Source organism: Aquabacterium sp. A7-Y, from assembly GCF_026153205.1.
Taxonomy (GTDB): domain Bacteria; phylum Pseudomonadota; class Gammaproteobacteria; order Burkholderiales; family Burkholderiaceae_C; genus Caldimonas.
Genome location: NZ_JAPFBW010000006.1, coordinates 114,253 through 135,986 on the forward strand (window position 1 = coordinate 114,253; position 21,734 = coordinate 135,986).

The window sequence follows — 21,734 nt, forward strand, 5'->3', positions numbered from 1 at the left end:
TAGGGAGCAAGCGGTTTCAGAGCCGCGACACCTTGGATAATCGCCGGACACAAGAGGGATACAGCGTCGCCGGCTTGCGCCGTTTCGGAGGCCATGCCAGGCGGGCGCCACACAAGAGGGGTCGGGCATGCTGGCAAAACTGAATCAACTCACCGAGTCGCACGGAGCGCTGCGGCGCGGCACCGGCATGGTGTCGGGCATCGTCGCGCTGACCTTGTCCATCCTGTGTTTCCTCGGCGTGCTGGCCTTCCACTTTCCCGAATACCTCACGACCCCCCAGCTGCGCAAGTCCTACGACGTCGACACCCTGCGCACCGTGATGTACTGGGCCATGGTGGTGGCCGGTGCCACGGCGCTGTTCAACGTGCTGTTCGGGCGGGTGCGCTGGCTGTCCTTCGCAGCCTTCGGCCTGGTCGCGCTGACCCTGGCGCTGGGCGGCCACAAGGTGCCGGTCGACGACTTCCCCGACCACACGCCCTACATCGGCCTGGACTGGTTCATCCTCGACCTGCTCGGCTCGACCTTGATCTTCGTTTTCATCGAGAAGCTGTTCCCGCTGCGGCCCGAGCAGCCGGTGTTCCGGCCCGAGTGGCAGACCGACCTGCACCACTTCATCGTCAACCACATGGTGGTCGGCTTCGTGCTGCTGGCGACCAACCTGCTGGTGCACAAGCTGTTCGGCTGGGCCGTGAAGGACGGCGTGCAGGCCTGGATCCGTGACCTGCCCTTCCCCGTCGCGCTGTTCCTCATCGTACTGGTCGCCGACCTGGTGCAGTACTGGACCCACCGCGCCTACCACGAGGTCCCGGTGCTCTGGCGCCTGCATGCGGTGCACCACAGCGTCAAGAGCATGGACTGGATGGCCGGTTCGCGCCAGCACATCCTGGAGCTGGTACTGACCCGCACGCTGGTGCTGGCGCCGATCTTCGTGCTCGGCTTCTCGAAGGAAGTGATCGACACCTACATCGTGATCGTCGGCTTCCAGGCGGTGTTCAACCACGCCAACGTCGACGTGCGGCTCGGGCCGCTGCGCTACCTGCTGGTCACGCCCAACTTCCACCACTGGCACCACTCGCAGGACCAGGAGGCGCTGGACCGCAACTATGCCGCGCACTTCGCCTTCCTGGACCACCTCTTCGGCACCGCCGTGAAGGCCGACCGCAAGTGGCCGCGCGACTACGGCGTGCTGGGCGACTACGTGCCCGACGGGTTCTGGAAGCAGTTCCTCTTTCCCTTCACCTGGAAGGGATGAGGCGGCGCCGCGCGGGATAATCCCGCCCCATGCAGAAGTTCGACGTCGTCATCATCGGAGCAGGCGCCGCCGGGTTGTTCTGCGCGGGCATCGCAGGTCAGCTGGGGCAACGCGTGCTGCTGATCGACCACGCCGAGAAGGTGGCCGAGAAGATCCGCATCTCGGGCGGCGGGCGCAGCAACTTCACCAACCGCGACGCCGGGCCGGCCAACTTCCTGTCGGAAAACCCGCACTTCTGCCGCTCGGCGCTGGCGCGCTACACGCCGCAGGACTTCATCGCGCTGGTGCAGCGCCATCGCATCCCCTTCCACGAGAAACACAAGGGCCAGCTGTTCTGCGACGAGTCCAGCGAGGACCTGATCGCGATGCTGCTGCGCGAATGCGAGCAGGGCCAGGTGCAACGCTGGCAGCCCTGCACGGTGCACGCGGTGCGGCACACGGCAGCCGGCTTCGAGCTTGACAGCTCGCGGGGTGTGGTGCAGGCCCGACGCGTGGTGGTGGCGACAGGCGGGCTCTCCATCCCCAAGATCGGCGCCAGCGACTTCGGCCACCGGCTGGCGCGTCAATTCGGCCATCGCCTGGTCGAGCCGCGCCCGGCGCTGGTGCCGCTGACCTTCAGCACCGAAACCTGGGCGCCTTACGCGGCGCTGTCCGGGCTGTCGCTGGAGGTGCGCATCGCCACCGGCACCGGCAAGGCCCGCAGCGAATTCCTCGAAGACCTGCTGTTCACCCACCGTGGCCTGAGCGGCCCCGCGGTGCTGCAGATCTCCAGCTTCTGGCGCCCGGGGCAGCCGCTGCAGCTCGACCTGACGCCACAGCTGGAGCTGGCGGGGCGGCTGCGAGCCGCCAAGGCCGGCTCGCGCAAGCACCTGGGCAATGAACTGCACGGCCTGCTGCCGGCCCGGCTCGCCGATGCCTGGCTGGCCGGCACGCCGGAGCTGGCGGCCCGGCCGGTCGCCGAGGTCAAGGACAAGGACCTCGACGCGCTCGCGCAGCGGCTGCAGCGCTGGGAGCTGCTGCCCGCCGGCACTGAGGGCTATCGCAAGGCCGAGGTGACGGCCGGCGGCGTCGACACCCGCGAACTGAACTCGCAGAACATGGAAAGCCGGCGCCTGCCGGGCCTGTACTTCATCGGCGAGGTGGTGGACGTGACCGGCTGGCTGGGCGGCTACAACTTCCAGTGGGCCTGGGCCAGCGCGGCCGCCTGCGCCCGGGCCATGGCGGCCGCCGGCTCGGCCGTGGCAGGGCGACCGGTAGCGGCCCAGGCGGTGCTGCAGCGCGACACGCACTGAGCCGGCTCCCCTGGATCCGCCCGCCCTTTTGCATTTGCCGGAAATCTGCCTATAATCGCCGTCTTTGCTGGCAAACCCGCGCCTGCTGCTTTTGCTGGTTCTTCATCGTGAGCCCAGCCCGTACACCTGGGCGTGCTTACAGAGCACCACACAGTGAGCGGAACCGCTTTTTCGCGGCGGCGCATGTATCCAAGGATCCGACCTCTCAATGACTACCATTCGCGTCAAAGAAAACGAGCCGTTCGACGTGGCCCTGCGCCGCTTCAAGCGCACCATCGAAAAGCTGGGCCTGCTGACCGAGCTGCGTGCCCGCGAGTTCTACGAAAAGCCGACCGCCGAGCGCAAGCGCAAGAAGGCCGCCGCGGTCAAGCGCCACTACAAGCGCGTGCGCAGCATGCAGCTGCCGAAAAAGCTGTACTGATCCGCTTCGGCACACGAACCAAGCCCGCCTGGGGACGCCCACGCGGGCTTTGTTGTTTCCGGGGCCTGCTCGCGGCCAGGGTGGCGCTGCAACGCAGTACCATCTCCTCTTCCATTTGTCTGAAACAGCCATGAGCCTGAAGCACCAGATCACCGAAGACATGAAGGCGGCGATGCGCGCCAAGGAAAGCGATCGCCTGTCCACCATCCGCATGCTGCTGGCCGCGATGAAACAGAAGGAAGTCGACGAGCGCGTGGAACTGGACGACGTCGCCGTGGTGGGCATCGTCGACAAGCTCATCAAGCAGCGCAAGGACTCCTTCTCGCAGTTCAGCCAGGCCGGCCGTACCGACCTGGCCGACAAGGAAGCCGCCGAGATCCGCGTGCTCGAGGCCTACCTGCCGCAGCGCCTCAGCGCGCAGGAGATCGCCGCGGAGGTCGCGTCCATCGTCGCCGAGACCGGCGCCGCCGGGCCGGGCGACATGGGCAAGGTCATGGCTGTGGCCAAAACCCGCCTGGCCGGCAAGGCCGAGATGGGCCAGGTCTCTGCCGCCATCAAGCAGGCCCTGAGCAACCAATAGCACTTCGAGGAGAACACCGTGAGTCTGCCGATCCAGCCCTTGTCCCCCGAGCTGTGCGTCGCCCCGCAACTCGCGCCGGCGGCGATGCAGCAGGCCGCCGAGGCCGGGTTCAGGAGTGTCATCAACAACCGGCCGGACCACGAAGGCGGCCCCGACCAGCCCACCAGCGCCGAGATGGAAGCCGCGGCCCGCGCCGCCGGTTTGGACTATGTGCACCTGCCGGTGAGCCCCTCGGTGCAAACGCCGGAGCAGATCGCCCGCTTCGCCGAATTGCTGCAAACCCTGCCCAAGCCGGTGCTGGCCTTCTGCCGCTCGGGCGGCCGCTGCACCCGTCTCTTCCAGGCCGCGACACGCGCCTGACCGTCCAGCCGGGCCGCCTTCCTCGCGGCCTGTGCGCTCCTTGGCAACCGGGCCCTGGGACTTTCCCTCGCCTGTGGACATTTTCAGGCAGGGTTCAGGGGCAAGCCCCTACAGTCACCCCGCTCTTCGGACACCACACTCCCGGTGTCCCGCGCGTGTCCGAACCCGACCTTAGGAGACACCCATGTCTGCCCTGCTGAAGCTCTCGGGCCTGATCGACGCACTCAACCGATTCGTCGGCAAGTGCGTGATCTGGCTGATCTTCGCCTCCACGCTCATCAGCGCCCTCAACGCGGTGGTGCGCAAGGCCTTCAACATCAGCTCGAACGCGTATCTCGAGGTGCAGTGGTACCTGTTCGCTGCGTCCTTCCTGCTGGCGGCGGCCTACACCCTGCTCAACCATGAGCACGTGCGCATCGACGTGCTGTCCGGCCGGCTGTCCAAACGCGGCCAGATCTGGATCGACGTGTTCGGCTTCACGCTGTTCCTGATCCCGATGTGTGTGGTGGTGCTGTGGCTGTCGGTGCCCTTCGTGATGCAGGCCTACGTGTCGGGCGAGGTGTCGTCCAACGCCGGCGGCCTGATCCGCTGGCCCGTCTACGCCATGATGCCGGCCGGTTTCACCTTGCTGCTGCTGCAGGGCATCTCGGAGCTGATCAAGCGTATCGCCTTCCTGCAGGGACGCATCGACGACCCGACCCGCAAGGCGCATGAAAAGACCGCCGAGGAAGAGCTGGCCGAAGCCATCCGCGCGCAGGCAGAACAACAGAAGGCCTGAGGACGACACCATGGCATTCCTGATCGACAACATGGCCCCCATCATGTTCCTGGGGCTGATCGTGTTCCTGCTGATCGGCTTCCCGGTGGCCTTCAGCCTGGGCGCCTGCGGCCTGTTCTTCGCCTTCGTCGGCATCGAGCTGGGTGTGCTGCCGACCTCGCTGCTGCAGGCCATGCCGCTGCGCATCTACGGCATCATGCAGAACGACACGCTGCTGGCCATACCCTTCTTCACCTTCATGGGCCTGATCCTCGAGAGATCGGGCATGGCGGAGGACCTGCTCGACACCGTCGGGCAGTTGTTCGGCCCGATCCGCGGCGGCCTGGCCTTCGCGGTAATCCTGGTGGGCGCGATGCTGGCGGCCACCACCGGCGTGGTCGCCGCCTCGGTGATCTCGATGGGCCTGATCTCGCTGCCCATCATGCTGCGCTACGGCTACGACCGCCGCATCGCGACCGGCGTCATTGCCGCCTCGGGCACGCTGGCGCAGATCATCCCGCCCTCGCTGGTGCTGATCATCCTGGCCGACCAACTGGGCCGCAGCGTCGGCGACATGTACAAGGGTGCCTTCGTGCCGGGCTTCCTGCTGACCGGCATGTATGTCCTTTTCGTCATCGCCGTTGCGCTGGTGCGCCCCCGCTGGGTGCCGGCCCTGCCCGCCGAGGCCCGCACCATCCGCGAGGACAACAACAAGAACGGCCTGCTGTCGCTGCTGATCCTCACCATCATCTCGGTGAGCCTGGCGGTGACCTTCGGCCGCCACTACGCCGAGATCCTCGCCTGGGCCAAAGGCCAGGCCGAGGTCCTGCCGGTGGCGACCGACGAGACCATCGTCGTGTCGATGTCGGCCGGCGTGCTGTTCGCGTTCGTGATCGCGATGATCAACAAGGTCACCCGCCTGGGCCTGCTCTCCCGCATGGCCGAGCGCGTGACCTTCGTGCTGATCCCGCCGCTGCTGCTGATCTTCCTGGTACTGGGCACCATCTTCCTGGGCGTCGCGACGCCGACCGAAGGCGGCGCGATGGGAGCCGTGGGTGCGCTGATCATGGCCGTGCTGCGCGGCCGACTGAGCTGGAAGCTGCTGGTGCAGGCCCTGACCAGCACCACCAAGCTCGCGTCCTTCGTGGTCTTCATCCTGGTCGGCGCCACCATCTTCGGCCTCACCTTCCAGGGCGTGGACGGTCCGAAGTGGGTCGAGCACCTACTGACGCAGCTGCCGGGCGGCCAGCTGGGTTTCCTCATCGCGGTCAACGTGATGATCTTCCTGCTCGCCTTCTTCCTGGACTTCTTCGAGCTGTCCTTCATCGTGGTGCCGCTGCTGGCCCCGGTGGCCGAGAAGCTGGGCATCGACCTGGTGTGGTTCGGAGTGCTGCTGGCGGTCAACATGCAGACCTCCTTCATGCACCCGCCCTTCGGTTTCGCCTTGTTCTACCTGCGCAGCGTGGCACCGACCGAGGACTACACCGACAAGGTCACCCGCAAGCCGGTGGCCAAGGTGACGATCCAGCAGATCTACTGGGGCTCGGTGCCCTTCGTGCTGATCCAGCTGGTCATGGTCGGCCTGATCATCGCCTTCCCGGGTATCGTCTCGGGCAGCCTGGACAAGGTCGAGAAGATCGACCTCGACAAGGTGCAGATCGAGATGCCGACGGGGGCCGGCGACGAGTACGGTACCCCCTCCATGGAAGGCTTCGACACCGGCGCGCCGGAGGCGGCCTCCGAACCGTCGGCCGAAACGCCGGCGGCCGAAGAAGACCCGATGAAGGCGCTCGAACAGGCGGTCGAGGAGGACCAGAAGCCGCCGCAATAGAGCTCGTCGCCCTATGGAAAAAGGCCCCGCGAAGGGCCTTTTTCGTTGGGTTCGGCAGGACGCGCCGAGCTCACTCCAGGCTCACAGCTTCGACGCCTGCATGTAGCGGTCGAACTGGGCCTCGGTGAAGCGGAACCAGAGGTTCTGGTCGCGGCGGAAGTTGGCGTAGTCGGCGTACACCTTCTTCCAGTTGGTGTTGCGCGCGCTGATCTCGGAGTACAGCGCCATCGATTCCTTGAAGGCTGCGTCCATCACGACCTTGGGCACCGGGAGCACCTTGGCCTTCGCTGCCACCAGTTGTTTCAGCGCCGCCGGGTTGCGCGCGTCGTACTTGGCCTGCATGTCGGTGTGGGCGTAGGCCGCGGCCGACTCCACCATGGCCTTGTACTCGCTCGACAGGCTCTCGTAGGCCTTGTTGTTGATGAAAAAGTCGAGTTGCGGCCCGCCCTCCCACCAGCCCGGGTAGTGGTAGAACGGCGCGACCTTGTTGAAGCCCAGCTTCTGGTCGTCATAGGGTCCGACCCACTCGGCGGCATCGATCGTGCCCTTCTCCAGCGCCTGGTAGATCTCGCCGCCGGGAATGTTCTGCGGCACGGCCCCGAGCCGTTCCAGCACGCGACCGGCAAAGCCGCCGATGCGCATCTTCAGGCCCTTGATATCCGCCAGGCCCTTCAGCTCCTTGCGGTACCAGCCGCCCATCTGGGCGCCGGTGTTGCCACCGGGGAAGTTGACGATGTTGTACTGGGCATAAAACTCGCGCATCAGCTTCAGGCCGTTGCCCTCGTACATCCAGGCGGTCATCTGGCGCGAGTTCAGGCCGAAGGGAATGGCACAGCCGATCGCGAAGGTCTCGTCCTTGCCGAAGAAGTAGTACGGTGCCGTGTGCGCGATCTCGACCGTGCCGTTCTGCACGCCGTCGACCACGCCGAAGGGCGGCATCAGCTCGCCCCCGGCATGCACGGAGATCTGGAACTTGCCGCCGCTCATCTCCCCGACCTTCTTCGCGAACACCTCGGCGGCGCCGAAGATGGTGTCCAGCGCCTTGGGGAAGCTGGAAGCTAGGCGCCAGCGCACCGCCGCCTGAGCCTGGGCGACGGCCGGGGCGGCCGCGGCCGCCACCACGCCGGCCAGGCCGGTGTGTCGAATGAAGGAACGACGCTGCATGGATGACTCCCCCTCGAAGTTGAAGATGTGCAAGACGTGGTGCGGCGATTCTAGAAGTCGCTCTTTCAGCTTCTGTAAAGGGTTTTCCCCTTTCAGGACCAGAGGTTCAGGAAGGCGTCTGCCGATGACCGGAGCGACGCCGGACCGGCCCGGCAGGCACTGCACGGAAGGCCCTGCCGCAAGGGCGGGTCGCCGCGGGTAAAAAGCGGTGAGATTCTGCGTATATCCCCCCTCGGGTTATTTACAGCACCTCTGAAAATACTTGATTCAATCTTCCCATCCGGGTCCCGACCGGACAGGCACATTTGAAAGGACAGATATCCCGCCCTAGGCTGGGAAAACAAGCCGGCGCTGAAATCCGCCGGCAAAACACTCCCTGCGATAGACATGCACGGAGAAATTCCAAGAGGAGCCGATATGCAGACAATCGAAGATCAGTCGATATTCCACCGGCGTGAATCCGAGGTCCGCGGATACTGCCGCCGTTTCCCGTCGGTTTTTGTTTCAGCCCGCGGCAGCATCCTGCGCGACGCCCAGGGCCGCGACTACATCGATTTTCTCGCCGGCTGTTCGTCGCTGAACTACGGCCACAACGACCCGGACATGAGTGGCGCGTTGATCGAGCATATTGCCGCACACGGAATCGCGCTGGGACTGGACTTGTTCACCGATGCCAAACGAGCCTTCCTGGAGAGCTTTGAAAACCTGATCCTGCAGCCATGCGGCATGGATCACCGGGTGCAGTTCACCGGTCCGACCGGCACCAACGCGGTCGAGGCGGCGATGAAACTCGCCCGCAAGGCGACCGGGCGTAGCAATATCATCGCGTTCACCAACGCCTATCACGGCGTGTCGCTGGGCGCGCTGGCCGCCACCGGGAATCAGTACAACCGGATGGGCGCGATGCTGTCCGGCATCTCACGGGCCGCTTTCGACGGGTATTTCGGTCCGGACTTCGATACCGCCCAGGCGCTGGAGCAATTGCTGTCCGATCCCTCCAGCGGCATGGACCCGCCGGCCGCCCTCATCGTGGAAACCGTGCAGGGCGAAGGAGGCCTCAACGTCGCCTCCCCCCAGTGGCTGCAGCGCATCGCCGCGATCGCCGAACGGCACGGTGCCTTGCTGATCATCGACGAAGTGCAGACCGGCTGCGGACGCTGCGGCACCTACTTCAGTTTCGAGGAGCTGGGCGTGATGCCGGACCTGGTGGTGATGTCCAAATCGCTCTCGGGCTATGGGCTGCCGATGTCGCTCGTCCTGGTCCGGCCGCGCTGGGATGTCTGGCGCCCGGCCGAGCACAACGGCACCTTCCGCGGCAACACCCACGCCTTCGTGACCGCACGCGTGGCGCTGGAGAAATTCTGGTCCGACGCGGCGTTCACCGAAACGATCGCCTGCAAAAGCGCCCTGGTCACCCGGCGGCTGCGCCAGACCGCGGAGCATCTGCCCGGGGCCCGCCTGAAGGGCCGCGGGATGATGCAGGGCCTGGACGTGGCGAGCGGCGAACTGGCGGACCGCATCTGTCGCCTGTGTTTCGAACGCGGGCTCATCATCGAAACCTGCGGCACCCACGACCAGGTGCTCAAGATCCTCGCGCCCCTCACCACCCCGGTGGACCTGCTGGAGCAGGGCCTGTCCATCCTGCACGGCGCGGTCCGCGATCTGGCCGAGGCCCCCGTGATCGCCGTCTGATCCGCGGCCCGCCGCCGCCTTGCCGCGGCCCGAACCCTCGCGGTACGGGCTTCTCCTTCCACAGCACAGCCGTCCGGCGGCATGCCGCCGCCGGCGCGCGTGCGCCTGTCTTCAGCCCTTCTGCCATGAGCATCCGCATCACCCTCTCGGACCCTTGCACGGCGCCGCCGCAGCCCGAGCCCCCGGCCGGCGCCTCCGCCCTTCCATCACGACCCGCCGAGCCCGGCCCCCGGGTGCTGGTCGACAGCCAGCGAGACCACCGTGTACGCTGGTCTCCGGGCGAGCGACTGCACCAGCTTTTCGAGCAGTGCGTCGACCGCTGGATCGCCTGCGGCGATCCGGGCCACCTGGCCGTGGACGGCGAGGAGCTGGTGCTGAGCTACCCGGCGCTCGACCGGCGCGCCAACCAGCTCGCCCGCCACCTGCTCGGCCAGGGCCTGCAAGCGGGCGACCGGGTCGGGCTGCTGATCGACAAGAGCGCCTCCGGCTATGTCGCGATGCTCGCGCTGCTGAAGATCCACGCGGCCTATGTGCCGCTGGACGCGACCTTCCCGGCCGACCGCATCGCCTACATCGCGGGCGACGCGGACCTGCGGGCCATCCTCAGCCTGGCGAAGTACCAGGCCCTCGCCGGCGCGGCCGGCGTGCCGGTGATCTGTCTCGACAGCGCGGCCGCGGACATCGCGCGCGCTCCGGATGGCCGGCTGGGCGAGGCAGAGACCGGCGCGCCGCGCAGCGAGCTCTGCTACGTCATCTACACCTCCGGTTCCACCGGGCGCCCCAAGGGGGTGCCGATCGAGCACGCCAGCATCTGCAACTTCGTGCGGGTCGCGGCCGAGGAGTACGGCTATCGCCGCACGGACCGCGTCTACCAGGGCCTCAGCCTGGCCTTCGACTTCGCGGTCGAGGAGATCTGGGTGCCGCTGGTCGTCGGCGCCACCCTGGTCCCCAACCAGACCGGGGGCAGTCTGCTCGGGCGCGAGCTGTCCGACTTCCTGGGTGCGCAACACATCACCGCCCTGTGCTGCGTGCCGACGCTGCTGGCCACACTGGAGGGCGAGCTGCCCGACCTGCGCCTGCTGATCGTCTCCGGCGAGGCCTGTCCGCAGGATCTTGCAGCGCGCTGGCACCGCCCGGGCCGCACCCTGCTCAACGCCTACGGCCCGACCGAAACCACCGTGACCGCCACGCTGGCCCGCCTGCAGCCCGGCGAGCCGGTCAGCATCGGCCGCCCCTTGCCGACCTACGCGATCGTGATCCTCTCCGAGGCGGCCGACCGCGCGCTGCCGGCCGGCGAGGTGGGCGAGATCGGCATCGCCGGCATCGGCGTCGCACGTGGCTACCTGAACCGGGAGGAGCAGACCCGTCGCGCCTTCATCGCCGACTTCCTCGGCATCCCGAACAATACCTCGGGCCGCATCTACCGCACCGGTGACCTGGGCCGCATCAATGCGCAGGGACTGCTGGAGTACCGCGGCCGCATCGACACGCAGGTCAAGGTGCGCGGCTACCGCATCGAGTTGACCGAGATCGAGTCCGTCATCCTGCAGCTCCCGCAGGTCGCGCAGGCCGTCGTCAACACCTGGGAGCCGCGGCCCGGGGCGGTCGAGCTGGTGGCCTATTACACGCTGCGCGACGAGGCACGCACGCTGCCCCCCGAAGCCCTGGCGCGCGAGCTGAAGCAGCGCCTGCCGCCCTACATGGTGCCAGCGTACTGCGAGCGGCTGCAGCACATCCCGCTGCTGACCAGCGACAAGGCCGACCGGCGGGCCCTGCCGCCGCCCACCGGGGGCCGGCTGCACGTGGGAGGTGGGTCCTATGTTGCGCCGCAGGCGGGGCCCGAGCGTGAGATCGCCGCCGTGCTGGGCGAGCTGCTCGGGCTGGAGAAGGTGTCGGCCGCGGACGATTTCTTCGCGGACCTGGGGGCCCACTCGCTGCTGATGGCGCAGGCCGCGGCACGCCTGCGCGAGCGGCTGCGGCAGCCTGCGCTGTCGATGAAGGACTTTTACCAGCATCCCACGGTGAGGCGGCTGGCCGCACACCTGCCGGCTGACACGCCGGCTGCCCCCGAGCCGCCCGCCCGCGATGCCGCGGCGGCACAGCGTGCCGCTGACTTCCAGTCCACCGACCCTGCCTACTACGCCTGCGGGTTCGCGCAGGTCGGGCTGGCGCTGCTGTTCGTCTTCGGCCATGCCTTCGTCCTGCATGAAGGGTGGACCTGGACCCTGGCCGCGGAGGACAGCGGCTCGGCCTACAGGCGTGCGGTCGCGGTCTCGGTGTTGTGGTTCGGCTTTGCGGCGGCCCTCCCCGTCGCGGTGAAATGGCTGTGGGTCGGCCGCTGGCGGTCGGAGGAGTTTCCGGTCTGGAGCGCCAGGTATCTGCGCCTGTGGGCGATGCGGCACCTGACACGGCTGAGTCCGATGGTGGTTTTCGCCGGCTCGCCGCTGTACATCGCCTATCTGAAGGCGCTCGGGGTCCGTGTGAGCTGGAGTGCTGCGGTTTTCTCGCCCAGGCTGCCCGTCTGCACCGATCTGGTCTCGATCGGCGACCATGCCGTGGTCTCGCGCGACGTGCTGCTGTCCGGCTACCGCGTGGAGGCGCACCGGGTGCGCACCGGACCGATCCACATCGGTGCCGGGGTTTACGTCGGCGAGGCCACCGTGCTCGACGTCGACACGCTGCTGGAGCCGGGCAGCCAGCTGGGCCACAGCTCCTCGCTGCAGGCCGGCCAGCGGCTGGCGGCCGGCCGTTGCTACCACGGCTCGCCGGCCGAGCCGACCGCGACCCGCTACAGCCGGCTTCCGAACCGACCGCTCGGGGTCGCGCGCCGCATCGCCTACTCGACGCTCGAGCTCGCCGTCCTGTGGCTCGTCTCCCTGCCGCTGCCGCTGTGGGCCGCCTACGGGTGGATGCACCGGCCCTCCAGCGAGGCGGCCAGCCCCGGACCGGCGGTCTGGCAGATCGCGGCGACCACCTCCGCCGTCTACCTGGGCGCGCTGCTCGCCGGACTGGTGCTTGCGACAGCACTGCCGCGCCTGCTCAACCGATGCCTGCAGCCCGGCCGGGCCTACCCCTTGTACGGCCTGCACTACCTGGCCTACCGGGTGGTTTACGCCAGCACCAACTCGCGGTTCTACAACACCCTGTTCGGCGACAGCTCCTACATCGTGTACTACCTGCGTGCGCTGGGTTACCGCTTCAGGGACCTCCTCCAGACCGGCTCCAACTGGGGACTGAAGCAGAAGCAGGGCCACCCGCTGTTGTGCGAGGTCGGCCGGGGCACCATGATTTCCGACGGCTTGACCTTGCTCAATGCGGAGTTCTCCAGTGCCGCCTTCAGGCTGGGCCGGGTCACGATAGGCCCGGACAACTTCATCGGCAACGACACGCTCTACCCGGCAGGTGGGCGGGCCGGCGCCAACTGCCTGATCGCGACCAAGGCGATGGTCCCCATCGAGGGCCCGCTGCATGAGAACACCGGCCTGCTCGGCTCGCCGTGTTTCGAAATTCCGCGCTCGGTAAACCGCGACCGGCAGTTCGACCACCACCGGGAGCCGGCCGAGCTGCGGCGACGCCTGTTCAAGAAGAACCTCGCCAACGCGCTGTCCATCCTGCTGTTCCTGCTCTCGCGCTGCTCAGCGTGGAACCTGTCGGTGCTGGGGTGGTACTTCGCGATGCGGCACATCGAGCACCACGGTCCGCTGTTTCTCACCGGCTTCGCGGTGTGCAACTGGGCCGGCTGGCTGGTCTATTTCGCGCTCGTCGACCGCGCCTCGCTCGGCTTCCGGCGTCTGCAGCCGCTCTATTGCTCCATCTACGACGCCCGCTACTGGCGCCACGAGCGCTTCTGGAAGCTCGGCGTGGGCAGCGCTGATCCGGCCACGCGGCTGCTCGACGGCACACCGATGAAAAGCTGGCTGTGGCGGCTGCTCGGTGTGCAGGTCGGCCGCCGCCTGTTCGACGACGGCTGCTACATCCCAGAGAAGTCGCTCGTGCGCCTCGGCGACCATTGCACCCTCGGGGCCGACAGCGTGATCCAGGGTCACTCGCTGGAGGACGGCATCTTCAAGTCCGAGCGCGTCGTCATCGGGGACCGCTGCACGATCGGCAGCAAGGCCTTCGTGCACTACGGGGTGCGGCTGGACGACGATGTGAGCCTGGCGCCCGATGCCTTCCTGATGAAGGGAGAGCACGTGGGCGCCGGCTCTCGCTGGCACGGCAATCCGGCGCGGCCGTGCCAGCCCTGATCTGCGCAGGGCGAAAAAAAGCCCCGCTGCAGCGGGGCCCTTGCACGCGGCCGCGGGACGGCGGCTCACGAGGCGCTCAGAGCTTGACCGACTGCATGTAGCGATCGAACTGCGCCTCGGTGAAGCGGAACCAGAGGTTCTGGTCGCGCCGGAAGTTGGCGTAGTCGGTGTAGATCTTCTTCCAGTTCGGGTTGCTGGCCGACAGCTCGGCGTAGACCGCCATCGACTCCTTGAAGGCAGCGTCCATCACCGCCTTCGGGAAGGCCGTGAGCTTGACCTTCTGCGCCACCAGCTGCTTCAGCGCGATCGGGTTGCGGGCGTCGTACTTGGCCTGCATGTCCACGTGCACATAGGCCGACGCGCATTCGACCACCGCCTTGTACTCGGCCGACAGCGACTCATAGGCCTTGGTGTTGATGAAAAAGTCGATCTGCGGACCGCCCTCCCACCAGCCGGGGTAGTAGTAGTACGGCGCGACGCGGTGGAAGCCGAGCTTCTGGTCGTCATAGGGGCCGACCCATTCTGCCGCGTCGATGGTGCCCTTCTCCAGCGCCTGGTAGAGCTCGCCGCCGGGGATGTTCTGCGGCACGCCGCCCAGGCGCTCGATGATCTTGCCGGCGAAGCCGCCAATGCGGAACTTCAGGCCCTTCATGTCCGCCAGGCTCTTGACCGGCTTGCGGAACCAGCCGGCCATCTGTGCTCCCGAGTTGCCGCCGGCGAAGTTGATGATGTTGAACTGCGCATAGAACTCGCGCATCAGCTTCAGGCCGTTGCCCTCGAAGGTCCAGGCCGTCATCTGGCGCGAGTTGAGGCCGAAGGGAATCGCGGCGCCGATCGCGAAGGTCGGGTCCTTGCCGAAGTAGTAGTAGGGCACCGTGTGGCCCATCTCGACGGTGCCGTTCTGCACGCCGTCAACAATGCCGAACGGGGGCATCAGCTCGCCACCGGCATGCACCGTGATCTGGAACTTGCCGCCGGTGAGCTCGGACACCTTCTTCGCGAACACCTCCGCGCCACCGTAGATCGTGTCGAGCGACTTCGGGAAGCTGGAGGCACAGCGCCAGCGGACATTGGCCTGGGCCTGGACAACGGCAGGCGCCGCGCCGGCCGCCAGCACGCCGGCCAGCCCTGTCGTGCGAATGAAGGAACGACGTTCCATAGATGGATCTCCTTGAGTTGAGAGGTGCGCACCGCGCGCCAGCGAGCTGCGATTCTAGGAGCCGGTCCGCGGCCGTTTTCCAAGGGGTTTCCCCTCGGCATTCTCTGGGCGAAAAGCGCGCCAAATTCAGCTTTTTGAAAGCAAGGTTGGCGTAAAAAACCCCGCGCTTCGGCGGGGCGGCGAGGCGCCCGGTATCACAGCTTGACCGACTGCATGTAGCGGTCGAACTGCGCCTCTGTGAAGCGGAACCAGAGGTTCTGGTCGCGCCGGAAGTTGGCGTAATCGGCATAGACCTTCTTCCAGTTCGGGTTCTTGGCCGACAGCTCCGAGTACAGCGCCATCGATTCCTTGAAGGCCGCGTCCATGATGTCCTTCGGGAAGGGGGTGAGCTTCACCTTCTGGGCCACCAGCTGCTTCAACGCGGTCGGGTTGCGGGCGTCGTACTTGGCCTGCATGTCAACGTGCGCATAGGCAGAGGCGGCTTCGATGATGGCCTTGTACTCGGCCGACAGTCCGCTGTGGGCCTTCGTGTTGATGTACAGCGACAGCTCCAGGCCGCCTTCCCACCAGCCGGGATAGTAGTAGTACGGCGCGACCTTGGCGAAGCCCAGCTTCTGGTCGTCGTAAGGGCCGATCCATTCGGCAGCGTCGATGGTGCCCTTCTCCAGCGACTGGTAGATTTCGCCGCCGGGGATGTTCTGCGGCACACCCCCCAGGCGTTCGATGACCTTGCCCGCGAAACCGCCGACGCGGAACTTCAAACCCTTCATGTCGGCCAGGCTCTTGAGCGGCTTGCGGAACCAGCCGCCCATCTGCGCGCCCGTGTTGCCGCAGGAGAAGTTGATGATGTTGAACTGCGCGTAGAACTCGCGCATCAGCGACATGCCGTTGCCTTCCTGCATCCACGCCGTCATCTGGCGCGAGTTCAGGCCGAAGGGAATCGCACCGCCGATCGCGAAGGTGTCGTCCTTGCCGAAGAAGTAGTAGGGCGCGGTATGAGCCAGTTCGACCGTGCCGTTCTGCACGCCGTCCACCACGCCGAAGGGAGGCATCAGCTCGCCGCCGGCATGAACCGAGATGGTGAACTTGCCACCGCTCAGCTCGGACACTTTTTTCGCGAACACCTCGGCACCGCCATAGATGGTGTCCAGCGCCTTGGGGAAGCTGGAGGCAAGGCGCCAGCGGAGGTTGGCCTGCGCCTGCACGATGGCGGGTGCGGCACCAGCGGCCAGCACGCCGGCGATGCCGGTGCTGCGAATGAAGGAACGGCGCTCCATGGTCTCGAATCCTTAATGTATGAACAGTCAGTCCAGGCGGTGGCCTGGGCCAAACGATTCTAGGAAGCGAGGCCTGCGGGGGACACCGGGAGCATTCCTGTTCGCGATACTACGTAGGTCCAGCGTTTTCTCAGGCGTCGTTCAGGCTCGCCGTGCTACGCCGGGACGGGGCGGCCTGCTCAGGAGCCGGCGACCTTCATGCGGTCGATCAGCACCGAACCCACCGTCTTGGAACCCATAGTGTAGGCGTCGGCACCGACCGCGACGATGCCCTGCCACATCTCCCGCAGGTTGCCGGCAATCGTGATCTCATGCACCGGGTAGGCGATGCGGCCGTTCTCGACCCAGAAGCCGGCGGCGCCGCGCGAGTAGTCGCCGGTCACGTAGTTGACGCCCTGCCCCATCAGCTCGATGACAAACAGGCCGCGATGCAGCTTGCGCAGCATCGCGTCGAGGTCGTCGCCGGGCGCCGTGAGGCGGCTCTTCATCTCCAGGTTCTGCGAGCCGCCGGCATGGCCGGTGGTGCGCATGCCGAGCTTGCGGGCCGAGTAGCTCGACAGGAAATAGCCTTCCACCTGGCCGCCCTTGACCACATGGCGGGCGCGTGTGACCACCCCCTCGTCGTCGAACGGGGCGCTGCCCTTGCCCTTGGGGATGTGGGGGTCCTCGGCGATGTCGATGTGGTCGGGGAAGACCTGCGTGCCCAGGCTCTCGCCCAGGAAGGTGGCCTTGCGGTACAAGGCGCCCCCGCTGGTGGCCTGCACGAAACCGCCCAGCAGGCCCACCGCCAGGGTGGACTCGAACAGCACCGGGCATTCGCAGGTGGCGATCTTGCGTGACTTCAGGCGCGACAGCGCGCGTTCGGCCGCATAACGGCCGACCGCCTCGGCCGGGGCCAGCTCGGCCGGATCGCGCATCGAGGTGTACCAGGCGTCCCGCTGCATCTGCTCGCCGCGGCCGGCAATCGGCGCCACCGACAGCGAGTGGCGCGAGCTGGCATAACCGCCGCGGAAACCGCGGGTGTTGCCGGCGAAAAAGTGCGACTGCTGGGCCGAGACGCCGGCCCCCTCCGAGTTGGTGATGCGGCGGTCGGTCTCCAGCGCCGCCGCCTCGCAGCGCATCGCCAGGGCTGCGGCCTGCTCGGCGTCGATGTCCCAGGGATAAAACAAGTCGAGGTCGCGCTCGGCGGCCTCGCCGAGCGCAAGGTCCGCTGCGTCGGGCAGGCCGGCGGCCGGATCCTCGGCCGTGAAGCGGGCGATGTCATAGGCGGCGCGCACCGTCTGCTCCAGCGCCGCGCGCGAGAAGTCGGACGTGCTGGCATTGCCGCGGCGCTGGCCGATGTAGACGGTCACGCCCAGCGACTTGTCGCGGTTGCGCTCGACGTTCTCCAGCTCGCCCTTGCGCACCGAGACCGACAGGCCCACGCCTTCGGACACCTCGACCGCGGCGTCGCTCGCGCCTTGCTCCCGGGCGTAGGCCAGCGCGTCCTCGACGAGTTCGCGGAACCGGTCCTGTGCATAGGCGAAGCCGCCGGAGGCGGACGAAGCCGGGGACAAAGCGGAGGGCGTGGTCGGGGTCTTGGGCATGGTACGCAGCGGGCCTCGCGGCCTGGGATGGAAAGGCCGCTTTATCATACCCACCCGATGTTCACCTGGGGCGAAGCCCTGCGCCGCCCCCTGCCCCCGCCTTCCCCATGCCACACGACTCCGAGCCCCTGGACCCCGCGGACGACCGCGACCAGCGTCCCAGCAAGACCCAGCGCAAGAAGGCCTCGCACGAGCTGCAGGAGCTGGGCGAGGCCCTGTGCCGGCTCACCGACGACAGGCTGGAGCGGCTGGCGATCTCCGACAGCCTGCGCGACGCGGTGCAGCAGTACAAGCGCACCCGCTCGCACGAAGGCCTGCGCCGGCAGATGCAGTACATCGGCAAGCTGATGCGCCAGTCCGAGGTCGAGCCCATCCGCGAGGCCGTGGCCGAGCAGGAGCTGGGCCGCGCGCGCGACAGCCTGGCGCTGCACCAGGCCGAGCAATGGCGCAATGAGCTGATTGCCGACGACGATGCGGTGACGCGCTGGACCGCCCAGCATCCGCGCACCGACGTGCAGCAGCTGCGCAGCCTGGTGCGCGCCGCCCGCAAGGACGCGGCCGCCGCCCCCGAGCAGCGCAGCGGCCGTGCCTACCGCGAGCTGTTCCAGTTCATCAAACCCTTCCTGGCCGGCGGGGAGACCGCTGATGAGTGAGGCCCTGGACACCGTGCGCGTCGGCGTGGTCTCGATCAGCGACCGCGCCTCCAGCGGCGTTTATGCCGACCAGGGCGTGCCTGCGCTGCAGGACTGGATGGGCCGGGCGCTGCGCAATCCGGTGCACTGGGAGGCCCGCCTCATCCCCGACGAGCAGGACCAGATCAGCGCCACCTTGCGTGAGCTGGTTGATGCGGTCGGCTGCCACCTGGTGCTGACCACCGGCGGCACCGGCCCGGCCCCGCGCGACGTGACACCGGAGGCGACGCTGGCGGTGGCCGACAAGGTGATGCCTGGCTTCGGCGAGCAGATGCGCCAGATCAGCCTGCAGTTCGTGCCGACCGCGATCCTGTCGCGCCAGGTCGCGGTGATCCGCGGCCAGGCCCTGATCATCAACCTGCCTGGCCAGCCGAAGGCCATCGCCGAGACGCTGGAAGGCCTCAAGGACCCGCTGGGCAAGCCGCTGGTGCACGGCATCTTCGCCGCCGTGCCCTACTGCATCGACCTGATCGGCGGGCCCTGGATCGAGACGGACGAAGCGGTCTGCAAGGCCTTCCGGCCGAAGTCGGCCCCGCGGCCGGCCGGCAAGGCCTGAGCCCGCCGGCCGGGCCCGCGCCGGCGGCTTCGACTCACTTCACCAGCTGGTTGAGCCGGTCGGCGTCGAAGTGCTCGGTGGTGTGGGCATCGCCCGGCACGCAGTCGCGGCCGTTGCCGCCGCGCTCGCCGCGCGCGAGCTTCTCGATCGCCTGCCACAGCAGGGCGATCTGGTGCTCCTGGCTGGAGGCGTTGTCCACCAGCCCCTTGATCGCCTGCGACACCGGGTCGTCGCTCTGCGTGACGCCATAGGCCGAGAAGCCCATGCGCGCCGCCGCCTGCTCGCGTGCAGCGTCAGCCTCCTTGTTCAGGATGCGCGCCGGGTTGCCGACCGCGGTGGCGCCGGGAGGCACCTCCTTGACGACCACCGCATTGGAGCCGACCCGGGCGCCGTCGCCCACGGTGAAGCCGCCCAGCACCTGGGCATTGGCGCCGACGATCACGTTCTTGCCAAGCGTGGGATGGCGCTTGACGCCCTTGTAGAGCGATGTGCCGCCCAGCGTCACGCCTTGGTAGATCGTGCAGCCGTCACCGACCTCGGCGGTCTCGCCGATCACGACTCCCATGCCGTGGTCGATGAACACGCGCCGGCCGATCACGGCGCCCGGATGAATCTCTATGCCCGTCAGGAAACGGCTCAGATGCGAAATGAACCTCGCCATCCAGTACAGCTTGTGTTTCCAGCACCAGTGCGCCCGGCGATGCAGCACCAGGGCATGCAGGCCGGGGTAACAGCTCAGCACCTCCCACGACGAGCGCGCGGCAGGGTCGCGCTCGAGGATGCAGGCGATGTCTTCTCTGAGGTGCTGGAACATGGCTGAAGCCGTGGTGGGTGGAGGAAAGTCTTGCCGTCCACGCAGCTTTGTCGGGGAGGACAGCTTGCAGTGGCGGGATTTCCGCAGTGTAGCGGCCGGGCCGCGGGCCTGCAGGGCGCCAGGAATGGCCCTTGCCAGGCTGCGACCCGGGCCGGCGGGCGCCGGCGACGCTTCAGCCGCGGCGCTTCTGTACTGCCTTGGCGATGCCGCGCAGGATGTGCACCTCTTCCTCGGTCAGCTGGGCCCGGTTCAGCAGCTGGTTGAGCCGCGGCAGCAGCTTTTTGGGCGCGGCGGGATCGAGGAAACCGATCTGCACCAGCGTCTCCTCCCAGTGGCGCAGCGCCCCCTGTACCGCCTCGATCCCCGCCAGCCGTCCATCGGCGGTCCGCGCCTCGACGCCGAAGCCGCCCAGGGCCTGGCGCCAGTCGTAGGCGATCAGCTGCACGGCCTGGGCCAGGTTGAGCGAGCCGTAGTCGGGGTGGGTGGGGATGCTCAGGACCGCATGGCAGCGGTAGACGTCCTCGTTGCTCATGCCGTAGCGCTCGGAGCCGAACACCAGGCCGACCCGGTGGGCGGACTGCGCCAGCGACTCGAAGAGCTGCCGCGGCGTGTGGGTGGGCGGGCCGAAGTCGCGCGGCGTCATCGCGGTGGCGCAGGCGAAGCTGATACCTTCGAGCGCTTCCTCCAGCGTCGCGACGATGCGGGCGCGCGCCAGGATGTCGGCAGCCCCGCTCGCCATCGCGATCGTGTCCTCCTGCACCAGCACGTCGGCGAAGCGCGGCGCTACCAGCACCAGGTCGGAAAAACCCATCACCTTCATGGCCCGGGCCACCGAGCCGACATTGCCGGGGTGGCTGGTGTTGATGAGCACGAAACGGGTCGGGTCGGCGCTCAGGGTCGCGTTCATGGCGCACAAGACATCACGGCAAAGGGTTTCATCACAAGGCAGGGATCCGGCTCACACAGGTAGAATCCCTATTATCTTTGCAGGGCAGCCCTAGCCGGCCGCCCTGCCCGCTCTTATTCCCCGCCAGTCCGTCCCGCCCGCTTCCTGCCTGAATAGGTGTTGTCCATGTCCCAAGCCGCCCTCCATCCGATGCTCAACACGGCCATCAAGGCCGCCCGCGCCGCCGGCGCCATCATCAACCGGGCGTCGATGGACCTGGACCTGCTGCGCATCAGCACCAAAAATTCACCCAACGATTTCGTCACCGAGGTCGACCAGGCCGCCGAGCAGGCCATCATCGAGACGCTGCTGACGGCCTACCCCGGCCACGGCATCCTGGCCGAGGAATCGGGCCGCGCCCACGGCGCCAAGGACAGCGACTTCATCTGGATCATCGATCCGCTGGACGGCACCACCAACTTCATCCACGGCTTCCCGGTCTATGCCGTCTCCATCGGCCTGGCCTGGCGCGGCCAGGTGCAGCAGGCGGTGGTCTACGACCCGGCCCGCAACGACCTGTTCTACGCCTCCAAGGGCCGCGGCGCCTACCTGAACGACAAGCGCCTGCGCGTCTCCAAGCGCACCCGCATGGGCGATGCACTGATCGGCACCGGCTTTCCCTTCCGCAAGGGCGACAACTTCCAGCGCTACCTGAAGATGTTCGAGCTGATCTCGCAGTCCTGCGCCGGCCTGCGCCGACCAGGCGCCGCGGCACTCGACCTCTGCTATGTGGCCGCCGGCTACTACGACGGCTTTTTCGAGACCGGCCTGAATCCCTGGGACGTCGCGGCCGGCTCGCTGATGATCACCGAGGCCGGCGGCCTGATCGGCAACTTCACCGGCGAGGCCGACTTCCTCTACCAGCGTGAGGTGGTGGCCGGCACGCCGCGCATCTACGGCCAGCTGGTGCAGATGCTCGCGCCCTTCAGCCGCGTGATCAAGGAAGACGACGACGGCAAGGCCGAGAAGCCGCAGCAGCCCGACGCAACCAGCATCGTCGTCGGCGAAGCGGCCGCCGCCGCCGCGCCGGCCAGGAAAAAGGGGCCGGTGCGCATCCGCAAGGCCGAGGCGGAAGGCAAGAAGGACGACGACGCCGCGGTGTGAAGCA

The 21,734-nt window shown here is 67.5% G+C and carries 18 protein-coding genes; 12 read left to right on the top strand and 6 right to left on the bottom strand.

Going from position 1 to position 21,734, the window contains the following annotated elements; genetic code table 11:
* Positions 1-127 precede the first annotated feature (127 nt).
* From OOT46_RS06885 to OOT46_RS06915, 7 genes are all read left to right on the top strand, one after another.
* Entirely contained in the window at positions 128-1,252 is a 1,125-nt protein-coding gene (locus OOT46_RS06885; protein ID WP_265402856.1) for a sterol desaturase family protein, read from the top strand.
* Between the two features lie 29 nt (positions 1,253-1,281).
* The gene (locus tag OOT46_RS06890; RefSeq protein ID WP_265402857.1) at positions 1,282-2,544 is read left to right on the top strand and encodes an NAD(P)/FAD-dependent oxidoreductase; all 1,263 of its coding nucleotides are present in this window, start codon (positions 1,282-1,284) and stop codon (positions 2,542-2,544) included.
* 208 nt (positions 2,545-2,752) lie between these two features.
* Positions 2,753-2,965, top strand: coding sequence for a 30S ribosomal protein S21 (rpsU, locus tag OOT46_RS06895; RefSeq protein WP_012346814.1), 213 nt, complete (start codon positions 2,753-2,755; stop codon positions 2,963-2,965).
* Positions 2,966-3,095: 130 nt separating this feature from the next.
* Entirely contained in the window at positions 3,096-3,545 is a 450-nt protein-coding gene (locus OOT46_RS06900; protein ID WP_265402858.1) for a GatB/YqeY domain-containing protein, read from the top strand.
* A gap of 18 nt (positions 3,546-3,563) precedes the next feature.
* Positions 3,564-3,905: a TIGR01244 family sulfur transferase gene (locus OOT46_RS06905; protein ID WP_265402859.1), complete on the top strand. Its 342-nt coding sequence runs from the start codon at positions 3,564-3,566 to the stop codon at positions 3,903-3,905.
* A 184-nt stretch (positions 3,906-4,089) separates the two neighbouring features.
* A complete protein-coding gene (locus OOT46_RS06910) occupies positions 4,090-4,683 on the top strand; it encodes a TRAP transporter small permease subunit (RefSeq protein ID WP_265402860.1) in 594 nt (197 codons plus the stop codon).
* A gap of 10 nt (positions 4,684-4,693) precedes the next feature.
* Positions 4,694-6,493: a TRAP transporter large permease gene (locus OOT46_RS06915; RefSeq protein WP_265402861.1), complete on the top strand. Its 1,800-nt coding sequence runs from the start codon at positions 4,694-4,696 to the stop codon at positions 6,491-6,493.
* An 81-nt stretch (positions 6,494-6,574) separates the two neighbouring features.
* Here OOT46_RS06915 and OOT46_RS06920 read toward each other — a convergent pair whose 3' ends face one another.
* Positions 6,575-7,657 (bottom strand): TRAP transporter substrate-binding protein, encoded by a 1,083-nt coding sequence (locus OOT46_RS06920; protein ID WP_265402862.1) that lies wholly within the window; start codon positions 7,655-7,657, stop codon positions 6,575-6,577.
* A gap of 387 nt (positions 7,658-8,044) precedes the next feature.
* Here OOT46_RS06920 and ectB point away from each other — a divergent pair, with 387 nt between their 5' ends.
* Together ectB and OOT46_RS06930 are read left to right on the top strand one after the other, a co-directional pair.
* Positions 8,045-9,349: a diaminobutyrate--2-oxoglutarate transaminase gene (gene ectB / locus OOT46_RS06925; RefSeq protein WP_265402863.1), complete on the top strand. Its 1,305-nt coding sequence runs from the start codon at positions 8,045-8,047 to the stop codon at positions 9,347-9,349.
* Between the two features lie 125 nt (positions 9,350-9,474).
* Complete coding sequence (locus OOT46_RS06930) at positions 9,475-13,596, top strand: Pls/PosA family non-ribosomal peptide synthetase (protein ID WP_265402864.1); 4,122 nt, start codon at positions 9,475-9,477, stop codon at positions 13,594-13,596.
* A gap of 76 nt (positions 13,597-13,672) precedes the next feature.
* Here OOT46_RS06930 and OOT46_RS06935 read toward each other — a convergent pair whose 3' ends face one another.
* From OOT46_RS06935 to pmbA, 3 genes are all read right to left on the bottom strand, one after another.
* Positions 13,673-14,755 (bottom strand): TRAP transporter substrate-binding protein, encoded by a 1,083-nt coding sequence (locus tag OOT46_RS06935; protein ID WP_265402865.1) that lies wholly within the window; start codon positions 14,753-14,755, stop codon positions 13,673-13,675.
* A gap of 194 nt (positions 14,756-14,949) precedes the next feature.
* Entirely contained in the window at positions 14,950-16,032 is a 1,083-nt protein-coding gene (locus tag OOT46_RS06940; RefSeq protein ID WP_265402866.1) for a TRAP transporter substrate-binding protein, read from the bottom strand.
* Positions 16,033-16,211: 179 nt separating this feature from the next.
* Positions 16,212-17,618, bottom strand: coding sequence for a metalloprotease PmbA (gene pmbA, locus OOT46_RS06945; protein ID WP_265402867.1), 1,407 nt, complete (start codon positions 17,616-17,618; stop codon positions 16,212-16,214).
* 107 nt (positions 17,619-17,725) lie between these two features.
* Between pmbA and yjgA the strand changes: the two genes are divergently transcribed.
* On the top strand, positions 17,726-18,271 hold the full coding sequence (gene yjgA / locus OOT46_RS06950; RefSeq protein WP_265402868.1) for a ribosome biogenesis factor YjgA: 546 nt from the start codon (positions 17,726-17,728) through the stop codon (positions 18,269-18,271).
* Complete coding sequence (gene mog / locus OOT46_RS06955; RefSeq protein WP_265402869.1) at positions 18,264-18,866, top strand: molybdopterin adenylyltransferase; 603 nt, start codon at positions 18,264-18,266, stop codon at positions 18,864-18,866. Before yjgA ends, mog begins: the two co-directional genes overlap by 8 nt.
* A gap of 34 nt (positions 18,867-18,900) precedes the next feature.
* Here the strand turns inward: mog and cysE are convergent, their stop codons facing one another.
* Both cysE and OOT46_RS06965 read right to left on the bottom strand, forming a co-directional pair.
* The gene (cysE, locus tag OOT46_RS06960) at positions 18,901-19,680 is read right to left on the bottom strand and encodes a serine O-acetyltransferase (protein WP_265402870.1); all 780 of its coding nucleotides are present in this window, start codon (positions 19,678-19,680) and stop codon (positions 18,901-18,903) included.
* A gap of 172 nt (positions 19,681-19,852) precedes the next feature.
* A complete protein-coding gene (locus OOT46_RS06965; protein WP_265402871.1) occupies positions 19,853-20,587 on the bottom strand; it encodes an RNA methyltransferase in 735 nt (244 codons plus the stop codon).
* 165 nt (positions 20,588-20,752) lie between these two features.
* Between OOT46_RS06965 and OOT46_RS06970 the strand changes: the two genes are divergently transcribed.
* The gene (locus OOT46_RS06970; RefSeq protein WP_265402872.1) at positions 20,753-21,730 is read left to right on the top strand and encodes an inositol monophosphatase family protein; all 978 of its coding nucleotides are present in this window, start codon (positions 20,753-20,755) and stop codon (positions 21,728-21,730) included.
* Positions 21,731-21,734 lie beyond the last annotated feature (4 nt).

Coding starts and splice junctions, on each gene's coding strand:
- OOT46_RS06885 (WP_265402856.1), top strand. CDS start 128: ATGCTGGCAAAACTGAATCAACTCACCGAGTCGCACGGAGCGCTGCGG.
- OOT46_RS06890 (WP_265402857.1), top strand. CDS start 1,282: ATGCAGAAGTTCGACGTCGTCATCATCGGAGCAGGCGCCGCCGGGTTG.
- rpsU (WP_012346814.1), top strand. CDS start 2,753: ATGACTACCATTCGCGTCAAAGAAAACGAGCCGTTCGACGTGGCCCTG.
- OOT46_RS06900 (WP_265402858.1), top strand. CDS start 3,096: ATGAGCCTGAAGCACCAGATCACCGAAGACATGAAGGCGGCGATGCGC.
- OOT46_RS06910 (WP_265402860.1), top strand. CDS start 4,090: ATGTCTGCCCTGCTGAAGCTCTCGGGCCTGATCGACGCACTCAACCGA.
- OOT46_RS06915 (WP_265402861.1), top strand. CDS start 4,694: ATGGCATTCCTGATCGACAACATGGCCCCCATCATGTTCCTGGGGCTG.
- OOT46_RS06920 (WP_265402862.1), bottom strand. CDS start 7,657: ATGCAGCGTCGTTCCTTCATTCGACACACCGGCCTGGCCGGCGTGGTG.
- ectB (WP_265402863.1), top strand. CDS start 8,045: ATGCACGGAGAAATTCCAAGAGGAGCCGATATGCAGACAATCGAAGAT.
- OOT46_RS06930 (WP_265402864.1), top strand. CDS start 9,475: ATGAGCATCCGCATCACCCTCTCGGACCCTTGCACGGCGCCGCCGCAG.
- OOT46_RS06935 (WP_265402865.1), bottom strand. CDS start 14,755: ATGGAACGTCGTTCCTTCATTCGCACGACAGGGCTGGCCGGCGTGCTG.
- OOT46_RS06940 (WP_265402866.1), bottom strand. CDS start 16,032: ATGGAGCGCCGTTCCTTCATTCGCAGCACCGGCATCGCCGGCGTGCTG.
- pmbA (WP_265402867.1), bottom strand. CDS start 17,618: ATGCCCAAGACCCCGACCACGCCCTCCGCTTTGTCCCCGGCTTCGTCC.
- yjgA (WP_265402868.1), top strand. CDS start 17,726: ATGCCACACGACTCCGAGCCCCTGGACCCCGCGGACGACCGCGACCAG.
- mog (WP_265402869.1), top strand. CDS start 18,264: ATGAGTGAGGCCCTGGACACCGTGCGCGTCGGCGTGGTCTCGATCAGC.
- cysE (WP_265402870.1), bottom strand. CDS start 19,680: ATGTTCCAGCACCTCAGAGAAGACATCGCCTGCATCCTCGAGCGCGAC.
- OOT46_RS06965 (WP_265402871.1), bottom strand. CDS start 20,587: ATGAACGCGACCCTGAGCGCCGACCCGACCCGTTTCGTGCTCATCAAC.
- OOT46_RS06970 (WP_265402872.1), top strand. CDS start 20,753: ATGTCCCAAGCCGCCCTCCATCCGATGCTCAACACGGCCATCAAGGCC.